This window comes from Streptomyces sp. S3(2020) (genome assembly GCF_013044505.1).
Lineage (GTDB): Bacteria > Actinomycetota > Actinomycetes > Streptomycetales > Streptomycetaceae > Streptomyces.
In genome coordinates this window covers 13,717-37,217 of record NZ_JABERD010000021.1, presented here as the reverse complement: position 1 = coordinate 37,217, position 23,501 = coordinate 13,717, and the positions used below count along the sequence as shown (strand labels likewise).

19 protein-coding genes and 2 pseudogenes are annotated in these 23,501 nt (G+C 72.6%); 8 read left to right on the top strand and 13 right to left on the bottom strand.

The window, feature by feature from the left end; translation table 11 throughout:
* Window positions 1-108: 108 nt before the first annotated feature.
* The gene (locus HLK59_RS10000) at window positions 109-1,464 is read left to right on the top strand and encodes a GNAT family N-acetyltransferase (protein ID WP_171140964.1); all 1,356 of its coding nucleotides are present in this window, start codon (window positions 109-111) and stop codon (window positions 1,462-1,464) included.
* Here the strand turns inward: HLK59_RS10000 and HLK59_RS09995 are convergent.
* A complete protein-coding gene (locus HLK59_RS09995; RefSeq protein WP_171140963.1) occupies window positions 1,461-2,687 on the bottom strand; it encodes a PLP-dependent transferase in 1,227 nt (408 codons plus the stop codon). The genes HLK59_RS10000 and HLK59_RS09995 overlap by 4 nt on opposite strands.
* A gap of 60 nt (window positions 2,688-2,747) precedes the next feature.
* On the opposite strand from HLK59_RS09995, the gene HLK59_RS09990 reads away from it, so the two are divergent.
* A complete protein-coding gene (locus tag HLK59_RS09990; RefSeq protein WP_171140962.1) occupies window positions 2,748-3,239 on the top strand; it encodes an Lrp/AsnC family transcriptional regulator in 492 nt (163 codons plus the stop codon).
* A gap of 33 nt (window positions 3,240-3,272) precedes the next feature.
* Window positions 3,273-4,961 carry a DUF885 domain-containing protein gene (locus tag HLK59_RS09985; protein WP_171140961.1) on the top strand — a complete coding sequence of 563 codons (1,689 nt, stop codon included), beginning with the start codon at window positions 3,273-3,275 and terminating at the stop codon, window positions 4,959-4,961.
* Window positions 4,962-4,974: 13 nt separating this feature from the next.
* Here HLK59_RS09985 and HLK59_RS09980 read toward each other — a convergent pair whose 3' ends face one another.
* The 3 genes from HLK59_RS09980 to HLK59_RS09970 form a co-directional block, all read right to left on the bottom strand.
* The gene (locus HLK59_RS09980) at window positions 4,975-5,808 is read right to left on the bottom strand and encodes an SDR family oxidoreductase (protein ID WP_171140960.1); all 834 of its coding nucleotides are present in this window, start codon (window positions 5,806-5,808) and stop codon (window positions 4,975-4,977) included.
* A gap of 41 nt (window positions 5,809-5,849) precedes the next feature.
* On the bottom strand, window positions 5,850-6,368 hold the full coding sequence (locus HLK59_RS09975) for an immunity 21 family protein (protein WP_171140959.1): 519 nt from the start codon (window positions 6,366-6,368) through the stop codon (window positions 5,850-5,852).
* 164 nt (window positions 6,369-6,532) lie between these two features.
* Window positions 6,533-7,015, bottom strand: a complete 483-nt coding sequence (locus tag HLK59_RS09970; protein WP_171140958.1) for a rhodanese-like domain-containing protein — start codon at window positions 7,013-7,015, stop codon at window positions 6,533-6,535.
* Window positions 7,016-7,150: 135 nt separating this feature from the next.
* Between HLK59_RS09970 and HLK59_RS09965 the strand changes: the two genes are divergently transcribed.
* Window positions 7,151-7,597 (top strand): Lrp/AsnC family transcriptional regulator, encoded by a 447-nt coding sequence (locus tag HLK59_RS09965; RefSeq protein ID WP_171140957.1) that lies wholly within the window; start codon window positions 7,151-7,153, stop codon window positions 7,595-7,597.
* 1 nt (window position 7,598) lies between these two features.
* On the opposite strand, the gene HLK59_RS09960 is transcribed toward HLK59_RS09965, so the two are convergent.
* Window positions 7,599-10,595, bottom strand: coding sequence for an SMC family ATPase (locus HLK59_RS09960; protein ID WP_171140956.1), 2,997 nt, complete (start codon window positions 10,593-10,595; stop codon window positions 7,599-7,601).
* A 34-nt stretch (window positions 10,596-10,629) separates the two neighbouring features.
* A complete protein-coding gene (locus tag HLK59_RS09955; protein ID WP_171140955.1) occupies window positions 10,630-11,793 on the bottom strand; it encodes an exonuclease SbcCD subunit D in 1,164 nt (387 codons plus the stop codon).
* Window positions 11,794-12,450: 657 nt separating this feature from the next.
* Between HLK59_RS09955 and HLK59_RS09950 the strand changes: the two are divergent.
* A pseudogene (locus HLK59_RS09950) lies at window positions 12,451-13,479 on the top strand (CocE/NonD family hydrolase); the annotation flags it as partial.
* Window positions 13,392-14,054: pseudogene (locus HLK59_RS09945) on the top strand (CocE/NonD family hydrolase); the annotation flags it as partial. The pseudogenes HLK59_RS09950 and HLK59_RS09945, both read left to right, overlap by 88 nt.
* 107 nt (window positions 14,055-14,161) lie before the next feature.
* Here the strand turns inward: HLK59_RS09945 and HLK59_RS09940 are convergent.
* From HLK59_RS09940 to HLK59_RS09925, 3 genes are all read right to left on the bottom strand, one after another.
* Window positions 14,162-15,337, bottom strand: a complete 1,176-nt coding sequence (locus HLK59_RS09940; protein WP_171140954.1) for an ArgE/DapE family deacylase — start codon at window positions 15,335-15,337, stop codon at window positions 14,162-14,164.
* A gap of 44 nt (window positions 15,338-15,381) precedes the next feature.
* A complete protein-coding gene (locus HLK59_RS09935) occupies window positions 15,382-16,827 on the bottom strand; it encodes a M20 family metallo-hydrolase (protein ID WP_346779687.1) in 1,446 nt (481 codons plus the stop codon).
* An 89-nt stretch (window positions 16,828-16,916) separates the two neighbouring features.
* On the bottom strand, window positions 16,917-18,038 hold the full coding sequence (locus tag HLK59_RS09925; protein WP_171140953.1) for a diaminopropionate ammonia-lyase: 1,122 nt from the start codon (window positions 18,036-18,038) through the stop codon (window positions 16,917-16,919).
* Between the two features lie 116 nt (window positions 18,039-18,154).
* On the opposite strand from HLK59_RS09925, the gene HLK59_RS09920 reads away from it, so the two are divergent.
* Window positions 18,155-19,081, top strand: coding sequence for a LysR substrate-binding domain-containing protein (locus tag HLK59_RS09920; protein WP_171140952.1), 927 nt, complete (start codon window positions 18,155-18,157; stop codon window positions 19,079-19,081).
* 120 nt (window positions 19,082-19,201) lie between these two features.
* Here HLK59_RS09920 and HLK59_RS09915 read toward each other — a convergent pair whose 3' ends face one another.
* Window positions 19,202-19,828: a YigZ family protein gene (locus HLK59_RS09915; RefSeq protein WP_171140951.1), complete on the bottom strand. Its 627-nt coding sequence runs from the start codon at window positions 19,826-19,828 to the stop codon at window positions 19,202-19,204.
* An 89-nt stretch (window positions 19,829-19,917) separates the two neighbouring features.
* On the opposite strand from HLK59_RS09915, the gene HLK59_RS09910 reads away from it, so the two are divergent.
* Window positions 19,918-21,882: an amino acid transporter gene (locus HLK59_RS09910; protein ID WP_171140950.1), complete on the top strand. Its 1,965-nt coding sequence runs from the start codon at window positions 19,918-19,920 to the stop codon at window positions 21,880-21,882.
* Here HLK59_RS09910 and HLK59_RS09905 read toward each other — a convergent pair.
* Genes HLK59_RS09905 through HLK59_RS09895 form a run of 3 tightly spaced genes read right to left on the bottom strand, consistent with a single transcriptional unit; the run spans window position 21,879 to window position 23,469 of the window.
* Window positions 21,879-22,232: a DUF6210 family protein gene (locus HLK59_RS09905; RefSeq protein WP_171140949.1), complete on the bottom strand. Its 354-nt coding sequence runs from the start codon at window positions 22,230-22,232 to the stop codon at window positions 21,879-21,881. The two genes, HLK59_RS09910 and HLK59_RS09905, sit on opposite strands and share 4 nt — an antisense overlap.
* Window positions 22,229-22,771 (bottom strand): histidine phosphatase family protein, encoded by a 543-nt coding sequence (locus HLK59_RS09900; protein ID WP_171140948.1) that lies wholly within the window; start codon window positions 22,769-22,771, stop codon window positions 22,229-22,231. Before HLK59_RS09900 ends, HLK59_RS09905 begins: the two co-directional genes overlap by 4 nt.
* A complete protein-coding gene (locus HLK59_RS09895; protein WP_171140947.1) occupies window positions 22,768-23,469 on the bottom strand; it encodes a hypothetical protein in 702 nt (233 codons plus the stop codon). Before HLK59_RS09895 ends, HLK59_RS09900 begins: the two co-directional genes overlap by 4 nt.
* Window positions 23,470-23,501 lie beyond the last annotated feature (32 nt).

Genomic DNA, 23,501 nt, shown 5'->3' with positions numbered 1-23,501 from the left:
CGCCATGGCACAAACGCAACAAGAGCGACAAACATCACATATCCAGTCTTTACCGCTAGGTCACAGAGCGTTCGTGATCACGCAACACCCTTCCTTCACAGTGGATGCATGAGTCGAGAAATGTCTGATGTGACGCGTGCGAGGCACGGCCGCCCGGTCGTACTCGCCGCGCTGTTCGCGACGGTCGCGGTGGTGGACGCCGTCGCCCATCTGGTCGGGGTCGGCCCGAGCGGTCCGGTGCTGGTGCTGAGCTCGGCGGTCGTGCTGGGCGCCATCGCGGGGTTCCGCACGTGGTGGGCACGCCGCCACGGTCACGCACCGCCATCGCCCGGTGATACCGATACCGCCGCCCGTCCGCTCTCTTCGGAGCCGGCCGGGGCGAGCACGCTGTGGCGGATGCGGACGACGGTCAAGGACGAGCCGGGGTCGCTGGCCGCGCTGTGCACGGCGCTCGCCGGACACCGGGTCGACATCCTCAGCCTCCAGACGCATCCGCTGGCCGAGGGCACGGTGGACGAGTTCCTGCTGCGGGCGCCCGGTGCGCTGGAGGCGTCCGGGATCACCCGGGCGGTCTCGCTGGCCGGCGGTACCGGTACATGGATCGAGCGGGCCGACGCCCATGACCTGGTCGACGCGCCGACCCGGGTGCTGGGCCTCGCTACCCGTACCGCGCTGGACGCGGCGGAACTGCCGCTGGCGCTGCGGCAGTTGCTGGGCCGGTGCACGATCCGGCAGTCACCCGCGGGTCCGGGGCCCGAGACCGTGCCCACCGAGGGCACGCTGGAGGACACCGTGATGAGGCTGCGGGCGCCGGAAGGCGGAGTGATCACCGTGGAGCGGCCCTATCTGCCCTTCACCCCGACCGAGTTCGCGCGGGCGCGGGCCCTGGTGGAGCTGGACGCGGTGCTCGGGCCCCGGGTGCCGCGCAGTCAGGACGTGCTGACGCTGCCCGAGGGCAACGACATCACGGTGCGCCGGGCCGACGTCGGCGACCTGGACGCGGCGAAGGCGATGCACGAGCGCTGCTCTTCGCGGACGCTCGGTATGCGGTACCACGGACCGCTCGGCGACGCCGACCGGTACCTCAACCATCTGCTCAGCCCTCGGTTCGGCCGGACCCTCGCCGTGCAGACGGCGTCGGGTCGGCTCGTCGGCCTGGGGCATCTGCTGTGGGACGGGGACGAGACGGAGGTCGCGCTGCTCGTCGAGGACGAGTGGCAGCGGCGGGGTATCGGTGGCGAGTTGCTCCGCAGGTTGGTGGAGCTGGCGGTGGAGGCGCGGTGCGAGAGTGTGTACGCCGTGACGCAGGCTGCCAACACCGGGATGGTCGCCGCCATGCGGGGGCTGGGGCTCCCCCTCGACTATCAGATCGAGGAGGGGACCCTGGTCATCACGGCTCGGCTGGCTTCGGAAGGCGTGGTGGAGCAGGTGAGTTCAGGGACGCCGGAGCGCCGTAGGGGTTAGTGCCCGATCGCGGGTGCGGGTGTGCTGTGGCTTGTCGCGCCCCGCGGCGGAGCCGCGTATCGATGCAGCCCCGCGCCCCTGAGCGGCATCGCGCCGAGGGCGTTGTCCAGATCCGTCCAGACGTCCTCCACGTCCTCCAGGCCCACCGACATCCGCAACAGCCGGTCGCTGACCCCCGCCTCCCGTCGGTCGCCCTCGTCCACGATGCGGTGGCTGATGGAGGCCGGGTGCTGGATCAGGGTGTCCACGCTGCCGAGGCTCACCGCCGGGGTGATCAGGCGGACGCCCGCGATCACCTCGTGCGGGTCGCCGTGGACCTCGAAGGCGATCATCGCGCCGCCGATGCGCGGGTAGTGGACGCGGGCGATCCGCGGGTCGGCGGTGAGGCGGCGGGCCAGTTCGGCGGCGTTGGCGGAGGCGGCGCGGACGCGGACCGGCAGGGTGGAGAGGCCGCGGAGCAGGAGGTATCCGGCGAGGGGGTGGAGGACGCCGCCGGTGGCGAATCGGACCTGCCGCAGCCGTCCGGCGAACTCCTCGTCGCAGGCCACCACTCCCGCCATCACGTCACCGTGGCCGCCCAGGTACTTGGTGGCGCTGTGCAGCACCAGCCGTGCGCCCTGCTCCACAGGGCGCTGGAGTACGGGCGTGGCGAAGGTGTTGTCCGCGAGCAGCGGGACCGAGCCGCAGGCATGGGCCACCGCGCGCAGGTCCACCTCGGCGAGTGTCGGATTGGCCGGGGACTCGACCATGACCAGGCCGGTGTCCGGGCGCAGCGCGTCCGCGATGCCCGCCGGGTCGGTCCAGGTCACCTCGGAGCCGAGGAGGCCGGCGGTGAGCAGGTGGTCGCTGCATCCGTACAGGGGGCGGACGGCGACGACATGGCGCAGGCCCAGGGAGGACCGTACGAGAAGGACCGCGCTGAGCGCGGCCATCCCGCTGGCGAAGGCCACCGCGGACTCGGTGCCCTCCAGACGGGCCAGGGCCGTCTCGAAGCGGGCGACGGTCGGGTTGCCCAGCCGCCCGTAGACGGGCGGGCCCTCCGGGTCGGCGCCGGTGGTGGCGAAGGCGTCGATACGGGCGGCCTCGCCCCGGCTGTCGTACGAGGGGTAGGTGGTCGACAGGTCGATGGGCGGGGCGTGCAGTCCTTGCCGGGCGAGGTCGTCGCGGCCGGCGTGAACGGCTTCGGTGGCCAGGGCTCTCATGGGCGCGGGCGTCGTCTCCATGCGGGCAAGATTGAACACCGACCGGAGTACGGGGTTCGTACACCGTGCTACGTTCGGTTGATGGCCGAATCTGTCGTACTGGATCCGGTGGACCTTCATCTTCTGCGGCTGTTGCAGAACGACGCCCGGACCACCTATCGCGACCTCGCCGCCCAGGTGGGGGTCGCGGCGTCGACCTGTCTGGACCGGGTGACGCGGCTGCGGCGCGCCGGGGTGATCCTCGGCCATCAGCTGCGGCTGGATCCCGCGAAGCTGGGGCGCGGCCTCGAAGCACTGCTGTCCGTGCAGGTCAGGCCGCATCGGCGGGAGTTGGTGGGGCCGTTCGTGGAGCGCATCCGGGCGCTTCCGGAGTCGCGGACCGTGTTCCATCTGACCGGGCCGGACGACTATCTGGTCCATGTCGCGGTCGCGGACATGACGGATCTGCAGCGGCTGGTCCTGGACGGGTTCACCGCGCATCGTGAGGTGGCCCGGGTGGAGACGCGGTTGATCTTCCAGCAGTGGGACTGCGGACCGCTGCTGCCGCCTACGCCCTCGGCTCAATCCGCGTGACGTGCGGCGGCCCCCCGTATGAGGATGGACCGCATGTCAGAGACCAAGAGCCCGCTGCCCCGCGAGGTCGCCGACGCCTACGTCGACGACCTGATCGCCCTCGATCCGATCACCGGTACGTACCTCGGCGTGAAGGAGAGTTCGAGCAGGCTGCCCGACACCTCGCCGGCGGGCCAGGAGGCGCTCGCGGAGTTGCAGCGGGCCACGCTCGCCCGGCTCGCCGAGGCCGAGCGGCAGCCCGGTGCGGACAGCGACATCGAGCGGCGCTGCGCCCGGCTGCTGCGCGAGCGGCTCACCGCGGAGCTCGCGGTGCACGAGGCGGACGAGGGCCTGCGTTCGGTCGGCAACATGGCGACGGCGGCGCACTCGGTGCGCGAGGTGTTCACCGTGACACCTCAGGAAACGGACGAGGACTGGTCGGCGATCGCCGAGCGGCTGCGGGCCGTGCCGGACGCGTACGCCGGGTACCGGGAGTCCCTCGCGCTCGGTCTGGACCGCAAGCTGTACGCGTCCCCGCGCCCCACGGCCACCTTCGTCGAGCAGCTCACCGAGTGGGCGGACACGGGTGAGGGCCGCGGCTGGTTCGAGGACTTCGCGGCGGACGGTCCCCAGGCGCTGCGCGCCGAGCTGGAGGAGGCCGCCCGTGCCGCGACCGCGTCGGTCGCCGAGCTGCGGGACTGGATGCGGGACGTGTACGCGCCGGCGATCGAGGGCGCGCCGGACACGGTGGGCCGTGAGCGCTACGCCCACTGGTCGCGCTACTTCAACGGCACGGACCTCGACCTGGACGAGGCGTACGCGTACGGCTGGTCCGAGTACCATCGGCTGCTCGCCGAGATGAAGAAGGAGGCCGAGAAGATCCTTCCCGGCGCCGGGACGCCCTGGGTGGCGCTCGCGCACCTCGACGAGCACGGCAAGCACATCGAGGGTGTCGACGAGGTCCGGGACTGGCTCCAGGGTCTGATGTCCCAGGCGATGGAGTCGTTGGACGGCACCCACTTCGAACTCGCCGAGCGGGTGCGGAAGGTGGAGTCCTGCATCGCCCCGCCCGGCGGCGCCGCGGCCCCGTACTACACGCCGCCGTCGGAGGACTTCTCCCGCCCGGGCCGCACCTGGCTGCCGACGATGGGCCAGACCCGCTTCCCGGCGTACGACCTGGTGTCGACCTGGTACCACGAGGGTGTCCCGGGCCATCACCTCCAGCTCGCGCAGTGGGTGCACGTCGCCGACAGCCTCTCCCGCTACCAGGCCACGGTCGGCATCGTCAGCGCCAACGCCGAGGGCTGGGCGCTGTACGCGGAGCGGCTGATGGACGAGCTCGGGTTCCTCACGGACGCGGAGCAGCGGCTGGGCTATCTCGACGCGCAGATGATGCGGGCCGCGCGGGTCATCGTGGACATCGGCATGCATCTGGAGCTGGAGATCCCGGCCGACTCGCCGTTCCGTCCGGGCGAGCGGTGGACGCCGGACCTGGCGCAGGAGTTCTTCGGGGCGCACAGCAGCCGAACGGCGGACTTCGTGGAGAGCGAGCTGACCCGCTATCTGACGATCCCGGGGCAGGCGATCGGCTACAAGCTGGGCGAGCGGGCCTGGCTGCTGGGCCGGGAGAACGCGCGGAGCCGCCACGGCGACGCCTTCGACCTCAAGGCGTGGCACATGGCGGCCCTCTCGCAGGGGTCACTCGGTCTGGACGACCTGGTGGACGAACTCTCCGCGCTCTGACCCGGCAGCGGGTTCAGCGGCGGAACCCGCCCTCCGAGTCGATCACCTGTCCGGTGACCCAGCCCGCCTCGTCCGTCGCCAGCCAGGCGATGAGGCGGGCCGGGTCGTCCGGCATGCCCCAGCGGCCGGCGGGGAAGCGGGCCGCGACGGCCTCGTAGGCCTCGCCGGTCAGGTAATCCGTGTCCACGGGGCCGGGGTTGACGGTGTTCACCGTGATCGCCCGCTCGGCGAGTGTCGTCGACAGCGAGCGGGTGACGGAGGCCAGGGCGCCCTTCTGGAGGGCGTAGGCGATCTCGCCGGGCATGCCGCCGGCGATGTCCTGGCCGGAGGTCATCATCACGATCCGGCCGCCCGGCGTGTCCGGGCGGTGCCGGGCGTAGGCCTGCACGAGCAGCAGCACCGAGCGGGTGTCGACCGCCCAGTGCGCGTCGAGCATGGCCGCGTCGATCTCGTCGAGGGTGCCGTCGCTGCCGCTGAGGGCGTGGTTGGCGACCAGGATGTCGAGGGGGCCGCCGAGCGCGGCGGCGGCGGTGCCGATCAGTTCGGCGGGTGCGCCCGGGTCGGTCAGGTCACCGGGGCCCGCTTCGATGCGGGACCGCGGATCGGCGAGTGCGGCGCGGACGGAGGCGAGGACGTCCTCGGGGCGGTCGGCGCCCCACGGCTGGGCGGCGTCGTGCGGCACATGGTGGTGCAGATAGACGCTCGCGCCGTACGCGGCCAGCCGTCGGGCGACCGCGTGCCCGATGCCGCCGCGTCTGCTGGCGCCGGTGACCAGGGCGGTGCGTCCTCGCAGGGGCAGGGGGTCGCGGCGGAGGTCTTCGGGGGCGGGGTGCGGGAGTCGTGGCATGGACGCCCATGATGGTCAGGGCGCCCCTGCGGCGCACGTGGTTATCCGTGCGCCAGGGGCCTGAGTTGTACGAGTCCCAGCCAGGTCTCCGGACCGGGCCGCACCTGCGCCGCGCGCACCGCGTAGCGGCCGGGGTCCAGCGCGATCCACACATGGTCGGTGCGCAGGGTGTCGTTGCCGGGCCAGGCGGCGTCGAACAGCAGCACGGGTCCCGGCACGTTCCAGGCCACCTCGGGCCCCCACACGGCGGTGTCGAGCGCCGCCGGCACCTCGGCCAGCAGCAGTTCCTCGGACTCCCCCGCGGACCACCGCACGAAGATGCCGTGGTCCGGCAGATACGTGGTGGAGGCGGGCTCGTCGCCGAGCACGAGCGCCGCGCTGTCCCCGACGGGCAGCAGCCCGACGTATCCGTCCACCTCGCAGGCCCGGTCGTAGTCCGAGGCCAGTTCGTCGCCGTCGGCCCCCGCCCAGAACGGAAGCACCGTCTCGGGCACCGCTATCAGCGGCCCGCCGCCGGACTCGACCCACTCCGCCGCGCCCGGCTCCGCGTATCGCACCATGGCGCGGAATCTACCGCGTGCATGACAGCGCGCGTCGGCGGATACCAAAAAGCGGAACACTGGATTCAGCTACCGTGCCCGTGCGCGGACGGCCCGGTTCAACCGCACCACTCCACGGCGTAACGCCAGGTTCACCAACATGGCCCTGCGACGCAACGCCAGACTCAGCACCCGCAGTTCTCCGCACCCACCGGCGCCGTGAGCGGGTCCGCGTCCCGGCGCTCCGTGCCCTCCCAGGTCTCGAACCCGAAGCCCTCGCGCGCCCAGTACTCGAAGCCCCCGAGCATCTCCTTGACCTGGTAGCCGAGTTCGGCGAGAGCGAGGGCCGAGCGGGTGGCGCCGTTGCAGCCGGGGCCCCAGCAGTACGTCACGACCGGCACGTTCCTGTCGAGGAGTTGCTCGGCCTGCTCGGCGACGAGCGCGGTCGGCAGGTGGACGGCGCCCGGGATGTGGCCCTGGTCCCAGGCCTCGGTGGAGCGGGAGTCGAGGACGACGAAGCCGGGGTCGCCTTCGGCGGCGAGGGCGGCGGCGACGTCGGACACGTCGGCGTGGAAGACGAGGCTCGCACGGAAGTAGGCGGCGGCCTCGGCCGGAGCCGCGGGGGCGACACGCAGGACGGGGTTGACGACGGCGGTGCTGGTGCTCATGCTCTGGCCTTTCCCTGGCGGTTCTCGCGGCGTATCGCCACGACCAGAAATCTATGGCCGATGATCATGATTCAGAAGTGTCGATCCCCGGCCTTCGGCTTGATCGGCCGGTGAATCCCCTGCTATCTCTCGTGTATGACCGCGTTTTCCCCGGACGCCACCGACTGGCGCATTCTCGATGTCCTCCAGCGGGAGGGCCGGGCCAGCTTCGCCGAGCTCGCCCGGGCCGTCTCCATGTCCCCGAGCGCGGTGACCGAGCGGGTACGCCGCCTGGAGGAGGCGGGGGTGATCCAGGGGTACTCCGCGGTGGTCGACCCGGACCGGCTGGGGCTGCCGATCCTGGCGTTCGTACGGCTGCGGTACCCGAACGGCAACTACAAGCCGTTCCACGACCTCGTGGAGGTGACCCCTGAGATCCTGGAGGCGCACCACGTCACGGGCGACGACTGCTTCGTCATCAAGGTCGCCGCCCGCTCGATGCGGCACCTGGAGGAGGTGTCGGGCAAGATCGGCTCGCTGGGCTCGGTGACCACGAGCGTCGTGTACTCCTCGCCGCTCCCCCGCCGCCCGCTGGGCCGCTGACTCACTCCGTGCCGCGCTGCCGCAGCGCCGACCCGGCCCGGCCCTTCACGACCTCCAACTGCGCGTGGATACGGCGCCGCAGGTCCGCGACATGGCTCACGATGCCGACGCTGCGGTCCCGCTCGCGCAGGGAGTCGAGGACGTCGAGGACCTCGTCGAGGGTCTGGTCGTCGAGGCTGCCGAAGCCCTCGTCGATGAAGAGGGTGTCCAGGCGGACCCCGCCGGCCTCGTCGGTGACGACGTCCGCGAGCCCGAGGGCGAGGGCGAGCGAGGCGAAGAACGTCTCGCCGCCGGACAGCGTCGCGGTGTCCCGCTCACGGCCGGTCCAGGCGTCGACGACATGCAGCCCGAGCCCGCTGCGGCCGCGCCCCGCCCGGTCGTCGGAGTGGACGAGGGTGTAGCGGCCGGAGGACATCCGCAACAGCCGGACGGTCGCGGCGGCGGCGACCTGTTCCAGGCGGGCCGCCAGGACGTACGACTCCAGGCGCATCTTGCGCTCGTTGTCCGCCGAAGTGCCCGCGGCGAGGGAGGCGAGGCGGGCCACGCGGTCGTACTCCTCGCGCAGCGGGGCGAGCCGTCGTACGGAGCCGGCCGCGCGCGTGGAGAGCCGGTCGAGGTCGGTGCAGCGCCGGGCCGCCGCGTCGCGCGCGGAGGCGGCGTCGCGCACCCCCTGGCCCGCGAGGGCCGCTCCCCGCTCCACCGTCGCGAGGTCGGCGGCCGGTTGCCGGGCGGCGTCCGCGGTCTCGGGCTCCGCGAGGACGGCCCGCACGGCGGCCTCCTCGGACTGCCAGGCGTCCAGCCGCCGTTGGAGGTCACGGTGGGCCGCGTCGTCGAGGAGGGCGTCGGCCGCCGCCTGCGGGGTGTCGAAGCCGGCCCGGAACGCGGCGTCCGCGAGTCGGGCGTCGGCGTCCTTGAGCCGCTGGGCGGAGTCCTCGGCGGCGCGCGCGGCGTCGGCGGCGTCGGTGAGCAGCGCGGTCTGCCGCTCCAGCTGGGCGGCCCGTGCGGCCACGCTGTCGGCGGGGCCCCGCGCCTGGGTCAACTCCCCCTCCAGCAGGGCCCGTTCCTGGTCAAGCCGCTCCCGGTGCCCCACCCGGGAGGCCGCCCGGACCTCGGCCTGCTGCCGTGCGGTGGCCCGCTGCTCGTGCTCGGCCTCGGCACGGCGGAGTTCCTCGCGCGCGGGGTGCAGGTCCGAGGCGTCCCGGTGGGCCTGGGCGTACAGCCGCTCCAACTCCTCGAACGCCGAGGCGAGTTGCCCGGTGGGGGTGTCCCCCGCCTCTGCCGTGGCGGCGGCCAGCGCCTCCCGTACGGTGCCCAGGCGCCGTTCCTGCTCGACGTGCCGTTCGTCCGCCTGCTGGTAGGCGGCCAGCGCGCGCTCCTCGGCCTCCCGGTCCACGTGCCCGGCGTCCTTGCGGGCCGGGGCCGGGTGGTCGGGCGAACCGCAGACGGCACAGGGCTCACCGTCCGCGAGCCGCGCGGCGAGCTCGGCGGCGATGCCGTTCAGGCGCTGTTCCCTGACGTCGAGCCAGTGCGCCTTGGCCGCGAGCGCGTCCTCCTGGGCCTGGCGGACGCGCTCGGCGATCGTGTCCGTGTCGCCGGCCAACTGGTCCCGCATCCGGGCCGCGTTCAGCCGCTTCTGCGCGGGCTCGCGCTGCACGCCGAGCTGCTCGGCCCTCGTCGCGGCCTCCTGCGCGGAGTCGATCCGGGCCTGGAACCCGGCGCGGATCGTCTCCCACCCGGCGAGCCAGGCCGCCGCGTCCTGGAGAACGTCCTCGTCCGCACGCTCCTGACGGTCCAGCCCTTCCCGCTCGGCGACGAGTTCGGCCAGCCGCTGCTCACCCCGGCGCGCCGACTCCAGCCCGCCCAGCTCCTCCGCGGCCCGCCGGGCGGCGGACGCGAGCCCGGACGCACCGGCGTCCGTGAAGGTGTCCGGCAACAGACCACGCGCGTGTGCCTGGGCGGCGCCCGCCCGACGGTGCTCGGCGTCGGCGGCCTCCCGCAAGTCCAGCGCGGGCTTCACGGCTTCCGCCTTGCGCGCCCGCTCCATCCGTACGAGCGCCTGCCGGTAGTTGTCGGAGCGCTCCTCCATCAGGGTGGCCCGCTCCCGCGCCTGGGTGAACCGCTGCTGGAGCCGGGCCAGTTCGCGTACGTCGGCCAGGGCGCGCTCGGCGCCGGCCTGCCCCGACTCGGCGGCGGTGAGCCGGCCGCGGGCGATGCCGAGTTGCTCGCGGGCGGTACTGCGGGCGACGGCCGCGGCGCACAGTACGGCTTCGGCGAGGCCCGGCTCTCCCGGTGCCGTGTCCGGCAGTTCCATCGCGTCGCCGGCCGCCTGCTGCATACGGTGGGCGTCGGCGAGGAGTTCGGTGTCGCCGTCGCGTACCTGGGTCTCGGTGGCGCGGCGGCGTTCGGCGAGGCGCTTCTCGACCTCGGCGAAACGGTGGGTGTCGAAGAGCCGGCCGAGGAGGCGGCCACGCGCCTCGGCGTCGGCGCGCAGGAAGCGGGCGAAGTCGCCCTGGGGCAACAGCACGACCTGGCAGAACTGTTCGCGGCTCATGCCGAGCAGCTGGGTGATCTCCTCGCCGATCTCCTGGTGGGAACGGCTGAGGTCCTTCCAGGTACCGGCCCGGGCGTCGTACTCGCGCAGCCAGCTCTGGGCCTTGTCGACCGTGGTCCCAGGCCGCCCCTTCTTCTTGGGACGCTCCCAGGGCGGCTGCCGGGTGATCTCCAACCGGCGTTCCGCGATGGTCAGTTCGAGACGGACCTCGGTACGGGTCTCGGCAGCGGCATGGTCACTGCGCAGGGTCATCCCCTGGCCGCTCTGCCGAGCACCGGGAACGGCGCCGTAGAGCGCGTAGCAGACGGCGTCCAGGACGGAGGTCTTGCCCGCGCCGGTCGGTCCGTGCAGGAGGAAGAGTCCGGCGGCCGACAGTTCGTCGAAGTCGACGCTCTGGGAGCCGCCGAAGGGCCCGAACGCGGTGATGTCGAGACGGTGCAGCCTCACCGGGCGCCCTCCCCTGTCCTCGTCGCGCGCGGCGTCACCGCGCCACCTCCCGTACCGCCTCGTCCGCGCGCACCGCGTCGAACGCGTCCCGCAGCACGCCCTGTTCGTCTTCGTCGGGCCCCGCGCCGCGCACATGGGCCACGAAGTCCTCGGCGATCTCCTGGTCGCTGCGGTCCGCGAGCCGCTGGGCGTAGGACACGTCGGGGTCGTCCGGGGTCCGCTCGGGGTCGAAGGCGAGGCTGAGGGTGTGCGGGAAGCGTTCGGTGAGACGGGCCATGGGGTCGGCGGGGCGGACCGCGTCGGTGAGGGTCGCCTCGACCCACGCCTCCTCGTGGCGGGCGAGGTCCGGGTCGGCGAGCAGGTCCTCCAGCGTGCCGCGGATGCGGGCCAGCGCGCGGGGCACCGGGCAGTCGAGGCGCTCGGCGGTCAGCGCGCCCCCGGCGTCCAGGTCGATCAGCCACATGCTCTTGCGGTGGTCGGCCTCGGAGAAGGAGTACGGCAGCGGGGAGCCCGAGTAGCGCACGCGCTCGGTGATGGTCTGGCTGCCGTGCAGATGCCCCAGCGCCGCGTAGTCGACGCCGTCGAAGACACCGGCGGGGACCGCGGCCACGCCGCCGACCGTGATGTCCCGCTCGCTGTCGCTGGCCTCGCCTCCGGTGACGAAGGCGTGCGCGAGGACGACGGAACGGGTTCCCTCCGCGCGCGTGGCGAGGTCGGCGCGGACGCGGTCCATGGCGGCGGCGAGCACCGCCTCGTGGCCGGCCTTGTCCACGCCGAACTCGTCCTTCACCAGCGCCGGTTCCAGATACGGCAGCCCGTAGAAGGCCACGTCGCCGTGGGCGTCCGCGAGCACCAACGGTGTCCCGCACGCCGCGGGCTCGGTCCGCAGATGGATGCCCGCACGGTCGATGAGGCCGGCTCCCACCCCCAGCCGGCGGGCGGAGTCATGGTTCCCGGAGATCATCACCGTGGGCACCCCGAGGTCGGCCAGCCGGTGCAGGGCGTCGTCGAAGAGCTCCACCGCGGCCAGCGGCGGCACCGCCCGGTCGTACACGTCCCCCGACACGACCACGGCGTCCACCCCGCGCTCGCGCACGGTGGTGACGAGGTGACCGATGAACTCGGCCTGCGCCCCGAGCATGTTGACCCGGTGGAACGCCCGGCCGAGATGCCAGTCGGAAGTGTGCAGGATTCTCATCAAACTACCCCGACCTGCACATTTACCCCCATGACACCCCTGGAACCAGAACCGACCAGCACGACCACGCCGATCGGCACCCACCACGCTAACGCCTGCCGGCACCTGATTCCCCGCTGACCTCACACCACAGGGTGACGCCGAGCAGCGGACCGCTGGAAATGTCCGTCACTCCCTCACTGGAAATGCCCCTCATTCCTTGCCGACGCCGAACACCCCGGCTTCAGCGGTCTCGTACTCGCACTGGTCGTGGGCGGTTGCCTGCGCCCAAGATCGCCTGTCAGTGTGGATGCCGCGCTCTTGGGGACGGGCCCGTCGCGGGCTGTCGAGGGCTGTCGAGGGCTGTCGAGGGGGAGTCACGGGGATGGCGACGACGGCTGCCGCACTGGTGCTGCGGGGAAAGGGGCGCACGGCGCTCCGCCTGGAGGGTCAGACGGTGGTGCTGCGGAGCTCCGCCGAGGAGCTGCGCATACCGGTGGATGCCGTGGCGGAGGTACGGGTGGAGGGACGCGCCGTCGAAATCGAACTGCTGGGCGGAACCCAGCCGGTGGTCTACCGCATCGAGGGGGTCTCCGATGCGGGTGCGGACGCGTTTGGGCAGGCGATGGGCCGACTGCTGCCGACGCCCGAACCTGACGCCGACCTGACGGAGTCGAACTCGCCACGGACGTCTACCTGCCGGACCACGCGACCGCCCATGCGGTCATTCTCGTGCGGACCTGCTACGACAAGTCGAGCCGCTACACCGCCCTCGCCTTCGAGGCCGAGTACTACCGCGCACGCGGATTCGCGTTCGTGACCCAGGACGTGCGGGGCAAGTTCCGCTCGGGCGGCGAGACGCTCCCCTACGCCCACGACGTCGCCGACGGCTACGACACGGTCGAGTGGATCACCCGACAGCCCTGGTCCAACGGCCGCGTCGGAGTGACCGGCCAGTCGTACTACGGTTTCACCACCTGGGCCGCCGTGGCGAGCGGCCACCCGGCCATCAGGGCGGCGGTCCCGATGGTGACGGGGATCGACATGGCCGCCGGGCACGTGGGAGCGCAGTGGGGCCGGCAGATCCCCTACCTCGCGGGCCTCAACGACCTCCTCCAGATCTGGACCGGCAACAACGGCTATCTCGCCGAGATCGACTGGAGCGCCGACTCCGTCGAGAACATCGTCGCCGCGGCCCGCGCGCGGATCGGCGAGTGCCGGGCGGCCACGGAGATGCTGGAGCGTTCCGTGGACCAGGGGTGGTACAACCCGTACGGCGACCGGCACCCGTACCACACCACCTCCGTCCCGATCCTGCACTGGCAGAACTGGTACGACCCCGGCCTGGCCCCCCTGGGGTTGCGCGACTGGCGGCACTTCCGCTCCCTGGCCGGCACCCGCGACCTGCACCACCTCCGCGTCGGATCGGCCGACCACTCCGGCTACCTGCTCCAGGACGTCGGGGCCGGGGACGAGCGCAACCCGTACCTCAGTGGCACCGCCCTCGCCGAGAAGATCGAGACCGAGTGCGGTGAGGTGGCGGACTTCTTCGACGAGCATCTCAACGGCGTACGGCCGACGCCCCCCGCCCGCGCGCCCGGTGGCACGTCGGACACGTCGGCTGGCAGTCCTCGCCGGAGTACCCGCCGCCGAGCGAACCGCGCGCCTTCCACCTCTCCGCCCACGGCACGGGAACCTACCTCCTGAACGGCGAACCGGACGAGGAGGCGACGTCGCTGACGTGGGTCCACGACCCGGACCACCCCGTCCCGTCGAGCACCGGCATCGAGGCGATCTGGTACCTCCTCGCGGCCTACCCCGACGAGCGTGACCTCGCGGACCGCCCCGACGTGCTGACCTTCCGGACCGAACCCCTCACCGAGCACCTCGACTTCGCCGGACAGCCGGTCCTCACGGGGCGCGTCTCCTTCTCGGCGCCGTCCACGCACGTCTTCGCGAAGCTCCAGGATGTGCACCCCGACGGCACCACACACCCGATCTCGTGGGGCCGCGCCGTTCTGTCCGCGCGGGCGGGTGATGCCTTGACCCTTGCCCTGGACGACAACGCCTACCGGCTCCGCGAGGGCCACTGTCTCCAGTTGCAGATCCAGTCGAGCGACTTCCCCCACTCCGCCGCACACCCGGGCACCGAGAGCAACCCGTGGCTCACGACGAAACGGACCCCGAGCACGCAGAGCCTCACCGTCGGAGGCATCACCGGCGCACGGCTCGTCCTCCCCGTCATCACCGTCGCGGAGGCCCCGGACGGGGAAGCTCAGTAGGTCGCCCGTCTGCCGCTGACATCCCGGGGACGAGTGCGGGCGTGGTCATGGTGATGCGCGTTTCGTTCCGTGCCGGGCCCGGGTCCCATCGGGGCCGGCCGCGGGGTTCAGGAACAGAAGTCGGTGATGGTGGCGGTGAGGATGCCGGTGAGGCGGTCCAGGGAGGCGAGGTCGACGTACTCGGTGGCCGCGTGGGCGCCTTCGCCGTCGACGCCGAAGAGCAGGCAGGGGATGCCGGCCCGGTCCAGGAGGGCGCAGTCGGTCCAGAAGGGCTCGGCGCGTACCACGGGCGGGTGGCCGAGGGCCTGCTCGGCGTGGTGGGTGAGCGTGCGGACGATGGGTGCCTCGGTGTCGGCCTCGAACGGCTCGCGGTGCAGGCCACGGGTCAGCCGGGAGCGGAAGTCGGGGACCCTGTCGGAGAGTTCGTCGAGGACGGCGGCCAGTTCCCGCTCGACGCTGTCGGCGTTCTCGCCGGGGACGGTGCGGCGTTCCAGGGTGATGCGGCAGCTCGCCGGGTAGGTGGACGCCTCCTCGCCGCCGTGGATGACCGAGGCGTGCACGGTGCCGCTGCCCAGGAGGGGATGCGCCCGCCCCTGGGCCAGGCGCCGGCCCAGGGCCTCCAGGGCGACGAGGAAGTGCCCGGCCTTGGCGATGGCGTCGATGCCGAGGTCGGGGCGGGAACCGTGCGCGGCACGGCCCTCGATCTCCACGTCGAACCAGACGAAGCCCTTGTGGGCGAGGGTGACTTCGAGGTGGCTCGGCTCGGTGACGATCGCCGCGTCGGCCGTGAACGACTCCAGCACCTCCTCGGTGCCGAAGCTGCCGTGCTCCTCGTCGGCGACGCAGGCGAGGATGACATCGCCGCGCAGGGGGCCGTCGGCGGTGGCGCGGGCGGCGGCGACCATCATGGCCGCGATGCCGCCCTTCATGTCGAAGGTGCCGCGGCCGTACATCCTGCCGTCGTGGATCCGCGGGTGGAGCGGGTCTCCGTCGTAGTCGGCGAGGCTGACGGTGTCGAGGTGGCCGTTGAGCATCAGCGAACGGCCACCGCCGGTACCGCGGGCGACGGCGACGAGCGAGGGCCGGCCGGGTCGCTTCTCCAGCCGGTGGACCTCGAACCCGCGGGCGGTCAGCCATTGGCTACAGAGGTCCACGACTACGGTCTCGCCGGCGCCGCCGGGTACCAGGTCGGGATTGACGGAGTCGATGGCGATCAGCCTGGCCAGCAGACCGGTGGGGTCGGAGTCCGGGCGGTCGGGAGCGGAGAACGTCTCGGGGAGCATGGGTGCCTCTCGGAATGCGGCTCTTGCGCATCGGTCGTGGCTGGTCAGTCCTGGTCGGCCAGGCGCAGGAGGGTGGTGGCCAGGACGTCGACGCCGTGGGCGCAGGCCTCGGGGGTGGAGTACTCGCGGGGGTTGTGGCTGATGCCGTCGTACTCGCCGCGCACGAAGATCATGGCGGTCGGGCAGAGCGCGGCGATCTCCTGGGCGTCGTGACCGGCACCGGAGAGCAGGGAGATGTGATCGAGGCCGTGGTCGTCGGCGGCCCGCGCGATGACCTTCCGCACGCCCTCGTCGAAGGGGACGTACGCCGTCCTGGCCATCCGCCGGACGGACAGGGACAGGCCCGGCCGGCTGTCCTCCAGGTCGCGCAGGAACGAGGCCAGGGCCTCCTCGGCACGGGCCATCTGGACGTCGTCGGGGTTGCGGAGGTCGACGGTCATCTCGGCGCGGGCCGGGACGATGTTGGTCAGGTCCGGGTGGACCATCAGGTGGCCGACGGTGGCGCGCAGGTCGCCGTAGTCACCGGAGTCGACCAGGGCCCGCAGGTGGACGACGATCTGCGCGGCGGCGAGCCCCGCGTCGGCGCGCAGGTGGGTGGGGGTGGTGCCGGCGTGGGCGGCACGGCCGTGGACGGTGATCTCCTGCCAGGAGATGCCCTGCACCGCGGTGACGACGCCGATCTCGACGTCGTTCTCGGCGAGCACCGGGCCCTGCTCGATGTGGCACTCGACGTAGGCGTACGGAGGGTCCAGCCGTACGTCGACGGGGCCGTCGAAGCCGGTGCGGGCGAGTTCCCCGCCGAGGGTACGGCCGTCGCGGTCGGTCAGGGCGTGGGCGTACTCCAGGGTCAGGCGGCCCGCGGCGACGGCGCTGCCGAGCATGTCGGTGCCGAAGCGGACGCCCTCCTCCTCGGTGAAGACGCCGACCTCGATCGGGCGACGGGTGGTGATGCCACGTTCGTTCAGGGTGCGGACGACCTCGATGCCGCCCAGGACGCCCAGGCAGCCGTCGAAGGCCCCCGCGGTGGCGACGCTGTCGATGTGCGAGCCGGTCAGTACGGGGGGCGCGGTGGGGTCGGTGCCCTCGCGGCGGCCGTAGATGTTCCCCATCCGGTCGACGCGGACGGCCAGTCCGGCCTCTTCCATCCACCCGATGACCAGGCGACGGCCGGCCGCGTCCGCGTCGGTCAGGGCGAGACGGTCGACGCCGCGCAGGCCGGTGCGCTCGTCGTCGTACGCGCCGATCTCGGCGAGAGCCATCAGGGACTGCCACAGGCGGTCGCCGTTGACCGTGACGGTGTCGGGGGTGGGGCTGCTCATGGGCTGTCTCCCGAGACGGTGGTGGAAGCGGTGGGTGGTGGTGACTGCTCGTCGGCCGAGCGCACGGCTGATCCGCGGCCTCTGGAGGACAGGACCGGCCTTGGGCAGCAGGAGCACGTAGCTGCCCGGCCAGGCGAGGACGCCGGTCGCGGCCGTGAGCGGGGTCAGCACGTCATCGGCCTCCTCCTGATCGAGCCGGTCGGGGGTGGGGTGAAGCAGGTGCGGGGGTTCAGCTCAGGGGTCTCTCGCGGATCGGGACTTCAGTGGTCGGTGGCGGAACGCGGGTTGGCGGCCGTGCCCTCGGTGCTCAGCAGTACGACGACCGAGGCCGGCCCGAGGCCAAGAGCCGTACGGCGTTCCTCGGCGCCCTCGCCGGTGAGCGCCGCCCGCAGGCCGGCGAGCGTCGCTGCCCCGCAGGGGCCCGAGGAGACACCGAAGGCGGCGAGATCCTCGGCCGCGCGGGCGCTGTCGGCGTCCGTGACGGCGACCGCGGCGTCGAGGCCGCCGTGCAGGTAGGGCCAGGCGATGCTGGAGGGGGTGCCGCAGTTCAGGCCGGCCATGGTGGTGTCGCCTGTGGTGACACTGACGGGTTCGCCGCGGGTGAGGCTTTCGAGGACACAGGCCGCGGCCTCCGGCTCGACGGACAGCAGCGCGGGGGCGTGCCCCGAGGGGCGGCTGCGGTAGTGGGCGATCACGGCTTGGGCCAGTGACCCCACACCCACGGGTACGGCGACGAGGTCCGGTCCCCCGACGACCCCGGCGGCCGTCAACTGCTCGTCGATCTCGGCGCAGAGGGTGGAGTAGCCCTCGACGATCCATCCCGGGATCCGTTCATAGCCCGGCCAGGCGGTGTCCTGGACCAGGACCGCGTCCGGCACGGCTGCCTCCTCGGCGGCCAGGCGTACGGCCTCGTCGTACGGTCCGGGAACCTCGGTGACCTCGACCTCCTCGGCGACGATGGCCGCGACCGCCGCCGGATGCACACCCCGCGGGACGAAGACGTGGGCCTGCTGGCCGAGCAGCCGCGCCATGCGGGCCACCGCCCGGCCGTGGTTGCCGTCGGTGGCGGTCACCAGCGTCACCGGGCCCGGCGCGGCACCGCCGGCGGCCCGGTCGTCAAGGACTCGCTGGACGGCCCAGGACGCGCCCAGCGCCTTGAAGGCCGGCAGTCCGAGACGGCTCGACTCGTCCTTGACGACGACCCGGCCGACCCCGAACTCGGCTGCCAGGGCGGGGAGTTCGGTCAGCGGGGTGGGCGCGTAGTCGGGCAGGGTCGTGTGGAAGGCGCGCACCTCTGCGGGTACGGCGTCGCAGCGCCACGTACGGGCGCCGGGCCGCGCGAACCACGGCAACGTACGTGAAGTGGAAGTCCTCTTGGTCACTCGCTCAGGGTCCGCCACCTTCCCGTGATCGGTCCAGCGAATGTTTCCGACCTATACTCATCGGAAAAACCGAGCATTCAGTTCTCTCCGCGGCAGTGAGGAAGGGCCACCCGACGATGTTCGACCTGCACCGCCTGCGCCTGCTGCGGGAACTCAAGCACCGCGGCACCTTGGCAGCCGTCGCCACCGCCCTGTCCTACGCCCCCTCCTCCGTCTCGCAACAGCTTTCGCAGTTGGAAGCCGAAGTGGGCGTCACGCTGCTGGAACCGGTCGGGCGGCGCGTACGGCTCACCGAGCAGGCAGAGATCCTCGTCGCCCACACCGAAGCGGTCCTGCAACGCCTGGAACGCGCGGAGGCGGACATCGCCGGTTCCCTGACCGAGCTGACCGGCACCCTGCGCATCGCCGCGTTCCAGACCGCCGCCCTGGCCCTCGTTCCCACCGCGCTCGGACTGCTGCGCGAACAGCACCCGAACCTGCGCGTCCACGTCACCCAGACGGAACCGGAGAAGGCTCTCCCGGCCCTCCTCGCCCGCGACTTCGACCTGGTCCTCGCCGAGGAGTACCCCGGAAACCCCAATCCGCGCCCCGCCGAGCTCGAACAGGAAGACCTGCTCGACGACCCCCTCCGCCTCGCCCTGCCGCAGCTCCCCGGTGATCCGGCGGACGCCCCGGTCGTCGCCGAGACCCCGGTGGCGGCACTGCGTTCGCTGGCGGACCACCCCTGGGTGATGGAACCCGAGGACACCGCCGCACGGCACTGGGCCATGACCTTGTGCCGCAACGCCGGCTTCGAACCCGATGTCCGGTTCGAGAGCACCGACCTCCTGCTCCACCGCCGCCTCGTGGAGCAGGGGCACGCCGCCGCTCTCCTGCCCGACCTCGTCTGGAGCGGACAACCACCGACGACGCCCTTGCGACAACTCCCGCGCGGTCAGCGCACCCGGCGCGTCTTCACCGTCGTACGCCGCGGCAGCAGCGGGCACCCCGCCATCCAGGCGGGCCGGACCGCCCTCCACCAGGCCGTCGCTTCTCCGTCGTGACCACACCCACCGTGACAAGCGCAGTTCACGGTGCGACAACAGATACGTCTGACGCCCTTCCGCTTTCGCATGATCCCGAGACCGACGACCGGGTCTTACAACAGGGCGGTTACCGGCCTTTCAGGCATCGCCGTACGCCTCTCCGCCCAGTTCGAACCCGGCCGTCCCGGCGGTCACGTCGGCGAGCCAGGACTCGAAGGCCGGGACGTCCGTGTCCGGGAGGCCGATCTCGATGGTGACCGCCTCGGCGTAGCGCACGTCGCGTACCTCGCGGCCGGTCGAGCGCAGGTCGTTCTGGAGCTTGCCGGCGCGCTGGTGGTCGACGGTGACCGTGGCGAGGCGGAAGCGGCGGCGGGTGATCGTGCCGAGGGCGTCCAGGGCCTCGCCGACCGCGCCGCCGTACGCGCGGATGAGGCCGCCCGCGCCGAGCTTGACGCCACCGTAGTAGCGGGTGACGACGGCGACGGCGTACCGCATGTCGCGGCGCAGCAGCATCTGGAGCATGGGGACGCCCGCGGTGCCGCCGGGTTCGCCGTCGTCGCTCGCCCTCTGAATCGCGGCGTCGGCGCCGATGACGTAGGCGAAGCAGTTGTGGGTGGCGTCGGCGTGCTCCTTGCGGACGGACGCGATGAAGTCCTGGGCCTCCTGCTCCGTGGCCGCAGGGGCGAGGGCGCACAGGAAGCGGGAGCGGTTGACCTCGGTCTCGTGCACGCCCGCGTGGGCGACTGTGCGGTACTCGTCCTGCATCCGGCCACCCTATGCGGACCGTCCCGGCTCGCCCGCCCCCAAGGCGCGGGCGACGATGTGGGGAAGATCGCGCGCAGGGAGATCACCGCATGACCGGCAGGCAGGTGGAGGGCTCGCGGGGCGATGCCAGGGCCCGTTGCCGGGAGTGGCTGCTGGAGGGGCTGAGCGAGCGGACGGCCCGGCACCCGGGGCCGCACGCCGCCCCGGAGGAGGGGACCGAGGGCCACCGGTGGTGGCGGGTCATGTGTCTCACCGGCGTCGACTACTTCTCCACCCTCGGCTACCAGCCGGGCATCGCCGCGCTCGCGGCCGGGCTGCTCTCCCCGCTGGCGACCCTCGTACTGATCGCGCTGACGCTGCTCGGCGCGCTGCCCGTCTACCGGCGGGTGGCGCACGAGAGTCCGCACGGCGAGGGGTCGATCGCGATGCTGGAGCGGCTGCTGCCGTGGTGGTCGGGGAAGATCTTCGTCCTGGTGCTGCTGGGGTTCGCGGCCACCGACTTCATGATCACGATCACCCTGTCGGCCGCGGACGCCGCCGCGCACGTCGTGGAGAACCCGTACGCACCGCACTGGATGGACGGCGGGAACGAGTGGATCACCCTGGTCCTCGTCGGCGGGCTCGCGGCCGTCTTCCTGAAGGGGTTCCGGGAGGCCATCGGCATCGCGGTCGTGCTGGTGGCGACCTACCTCGCGCTCAATGTCGTCGTTCTGGCCGTCGCGGCCTGGGAGGTGCTCTCCCGTCCGGTGCGGATCGAGGACTGGACCCAGGCGATGACGGCCGAGCACTCCTCGCCCTGGGTGATGGTCGGTGTGGCGCTGGTGGTGTTTCCGAAGCTGGCGCTCGGCATGTCCGGGTTCGAGACCGGTGTGGCGGTGATGCCGCAGGTCAAGGGGGATGCGAGCGATACGTGGGAGCATCCGCGGGGGCGGATCCGCGACACCCGCAAGCTGCTCACCACCGCCGCCGTCATCATGAGCTGCTTCCTGCTGCTGTCCAGTCTGGCGACGACGATCCTGATCCCGCAGGAGGACTTCGAGAGCGGCGGCCCGGCGAACGGGCGGGCGCTCGCGTATCTGGCGCACGCGCATCTGGGCGAGGTGTTCGGGACGGTCTACGACGTGTCGACGATCGCCATCCTCTGGTTCGCGGGCGCCTCCGCGCTGGCCGGGCTGCTGAACCTCGTACCGCGTTATCTGCCGCGCTACGGCATGGCGCCGGAGTGGACACGCGCGGTGCGCCCGCTGGTGCTGGTGTTCATGGCGACCGCGGTCCTCATCACGCTGTGGTTCAACGCGAGCGTCGACGACCAGAGCGGGGCGTACGCGACGGGCGTGCTGGTGCTGATGCTGTCCGCGGCGTTCGCGTCCACGGTCGCGGTGCACCGGCACGGGCACCGGCGGGCGACGCTCGGCTTCGGCGCCATCACCGCCGTCTTCGCCTACACCCTGGTCGCCAATGTCATCGAGCGGCCGGACGGCATCCGGATCGCCGCCATCTTCATCTTCGCCATCCTGGTCACCTCGCTCGGCTCCCGGATCCACCGTGCCTTCGAACTGCGGGCCGCCGAGGTCACCTTCGACGAGACGGCGGCGGCGTTCGTCGACGAGGCCGCCCGGCACGGACCGCTGCGGCTGATCGCCAACGAGCCGCGGGAGCACAGCACGCGGGAGTACCGGGCCAAGGAGTACAGCCAGCGCGAGCACACCCACATCCCGAGCGGCGGTCCCGTGCTGTTCCTGGAGGCGTTCGTGCGGGACTCCTCGGACTTCACGGCCGATCTCGTGGTGCGCGGGGACGAGAAGCACGGGGTGAGGAGGCTTCGGGTGGAGGGCGCGACGGTCCCCAACACCGTCGCCGCCGTCCTGCTCGCCCTGCGCGACCGGACGGGCCAGGTGCCGCACGCCTACTTCAGCTGGACCGAGGGCAACCCGGTCGGTCATCTCGTCCGGTTCCTGGTCTTCGGCGACGGCGAGGTCGCACCGGTCACCCGCGAGGTGCTGCGGCGGGCCGAGCCGGATCCGGAGCGCCGGCCGCGGGTGCACGTCGGCTAGTCGGAGTTCTCCCAGGCCAGGAAGCCGGGTCCGTCGGGTGTGAGCACCGGCCAGGTGTCGTCGCGGTCGGCGGAACCGTAGATCTGGACGGCGACCGCCTTCCCAAGCCTGGCCAGGAGTTCCTCCGGCCAGTCCAGGCCGCCCGCACCCCATCCCTTCAGCTCGTCGTCGAGGTCCCGCCCGAACACGGGGAGCAGATAGCCCTCCTGTTCGTAGGGTATGCAGCCGTAGCTGCCGCCCTGGTTCTGGTAGACCACGCCGGTGGGCGCCGCGACGACGACGAACATCCAGCCCTGATCGGTTCCGGTGCCGTCGGGGTCGAGGACGACGTACCGCTTGGCCACGCTCACTGCTTCCTCCCCCTCGCCACCGTCACCGCGGTCAGCAGTGCCGTGCCGGGGAGCAGGTCCTCCCACCCGGTACCGCGCCAGGTCAGCACGGCGACGGCCGCGGTCGGGAACTTCACGTGGACCCGCGCCAGGGTGTCGTCGAGGCCGTCGCCCGCCAGGTCGACGACGAGCTCCTCCAGACCGGGGTTGTGGCCGACCAGCAGCAGCGTCTCGACCTCGGTGGGCACCTCGTGCACGACGTCGAGGAGTTCGGCCACGTCGGCTCCGTAGAGGCGCGTGTCGTGCCGGACCGGTGGCGGGGTGCCCCACTGGGCGGAGGCGAGGTCCCAGGTCTGACGGGCGCGGACGGCGGTGGAGCACAGCGCGAGGTCGGGCAGGAAGTCGGCCTCGGCGAGTGCGCGCCCCGCGGCGGGTGCGTCGCGGCGGCCGCGCGGGGCCAGGGGGCGCCGGTGGTCGGGGACGCCCTCGGGCCAGGCGGACTTGGCGTGCCGCAGCACGACCAGGCGGCGCAGCGGGCCCGCTCCGGCGCGCGCGATCACGCGAGGGTTCCCAGCTCGCGGGTGAGCTCCAGGCCGAGGAGCCGGTCGGTGTAGGCGTACGTCTCGAAGCGGGCGCCCTCCGGGAGGCCGGAGGTCTCGACCCGGCGCAGGACCCGCAGCACCCCGGGGACGTCCAGATCGTCCTCCCAGGCGGTGCGCAGCTCTCCGCGCACGTCGTCGGGGACCGGTTTCGACGGGGTGCGCGCCCATACGGCGACGGCTCGGCGCCAGCGTACGAGCGTGTCGTGGGCCTGGGACACGGCGTCCTCGTCGAGCCGTACGGGCAGGCCGTGGCGGCTGGACAGCAGCGCCAGCCGGAGCGCACCGGAGTCGGCGCCTTCCGGGGCACCCGCGACCGGCGCGACGGCGAGCCGCACCCCGTCGGGTGTCGCCCCGCCCTCGCCGACCACGTGGATGACCTGGGACCCGCCCGTCCCCGGGCCACCGTCCCGGCCGTCCTCGAAGGGCCGGATGCCGAGGTCCGCGGCACCTGCCCGCAGCTCCGCCCGGTCCCGTTCGGCGCTGAGCAGTGACCAGACGGGTGTGCCGCCGATCTCCAGGGCGCGTGCGAGGACGTCGGCGACGAGGAGCACGCGCAGGGCGGTGCCGTCGTACCCCGGCACATGTGCCTCGACGCGGGTCGGGCCACGGCGGGCAGGGACGGGGGCGCCGGTTCGGGCGTCGATGATGTGCAGCACGGGGTGAGCGTAGGCGGGGTCGGGGCCGTGCG

Coding starts and splice junctions, on each gene's coding strand:
- HLK59_RS09965 (WP_171140957.1), top strand. CDS start 7,151: ATGACCGCGTTTTCCCCGGACGCCACCGACTGGCGCATTCTCGATGTC.
- HLK59_RS09985 (WP_171140961.1), top strand. CDS start 3,273: ATGTCAGAGACCAAGAGCCCGCTGCCCCGCGAGGTCGCCGACGCCTAC.
- HLK59_RS09910 (WP_171140950.1), top strand. CDS start 19,918: ATGACCGGCAGGCAGGTGGAGGGCTCGCGGGGCGATGCCAGGGCCCGT.
- HLK59_RS09990 (WP_171140962.1), top strand. CDS start 2,748: ATGGCCGAATCTGTCGTACTGGATCCGGTGGACCTTCATCTTCTGCGG.
- HLK59_RS09915 (WP_171140951.1), bottom strand. CDS start 19,828: ATGCAGGACGAGTACCGCACAGTCGCCCACGCGGGCGTGCACGAGACC.
- HLK59_RS09920 (WP_171140952.1), top strand. CDS start 18,155: ATGTTCGACCTGCACCGCCTGCGCCTGCTGCGGGAACTCAAGCACCGC.
- HLK59_RS09980 (WP_171140960.1), bottom strand. CDS start 5,808: ATGCCACGACTCCCGCACCCCGCCCCCGAAGACCTCCGCCGCGACCCC.
- HLK59_RS09970 (WP_171140958.1), bottom strand. CDS start 7,015: ATGAGCACCAGCACCGCCGTCGTCAACCCCGTCCTGCGTGTCGCCCCC.
- HLK59_RS09955 (WP_171140955.1), bottom strand. CDS start 11,793: ATGAGAATCCTGCACACTTCCGACTGGCATCTCGGCCGGGCGTTCCAC.
- HLK59_RS09975 (WP_171140959.1), bottom strand. CDS start 6,368: ATGGTGCGATACGCGGAGCCGGGCGCGGCGGAGTGGGTCGAGTCCGGC.
- HLK59_RS09995 (WP_171140963.1), bottom strand. CDS start 2,687: ATGGAGACGACGCCCGCGCCCATGAGAGCCCTGGCCACCGAAGCCGTT.
- HLK59_RS09940 (WP_171140954.1), bottom strand. CDS start 15,337: ATGCTCCCCGAGACGTTCTCCGCTCCCGACCGCCCGGACTCCGACCCC.
- HLK59_RS10000 (WP_171140964.1), top strand. CDS start 109: ATGAGTCGAGAAATGTCTGATGTGACGCGTGCGAGGCACGGCCGCCCG.